At 66.6% G+C, this 290-nt stretch carries 1 pseudogene; it reads left to right on the forward strand.

The window, feature by feature from the left end:
• Positions 1-290, forward strand: a pseudogene (tdh, locus tag EOB59_RS35110) (L-threonine 3-dehydrogenase); the annotation flags it as partial.

Consider the following 290-nt stretch of genomic DNA (forward strand, 5'->3'; position numbering starts at 1 on the left):
GCGCCGGGCGAGGGCATCTGTGCCGCGACACGCTCGGCGTCGGCGTCAACCGTCCAGGCGCCTTCGGCGAGTATCTGGCGATCCCGCAGCACAATGTCGTGCCGATCCCCGACGATGTGCCCGATGAGATTGCCGCGATCTTCGATCCCTTGGGCAATGCCGTCCACACCGCATTGTCCTTCGATCTGGTCGGCGAGGACGTGCTGGTGACTGGCGCCGGGCCGATCGGCATCATGGGCGCGCTCGTCGCCCAATGCGTCGGCGCGCGCAAAGTGGTCATCACTGACATC

Source organism: Mesorhizobium sp. M7A.F.Ca.MR.176.00.0.0 (assembly GCF_004023165.1).
In the GTDB taxonomy this organism is placed as follows: Bacteria; Pseudomonadota; Alphaproteobacteria; order Rhizobiales; family Rhizobiaceae; genus Mesorhizobium.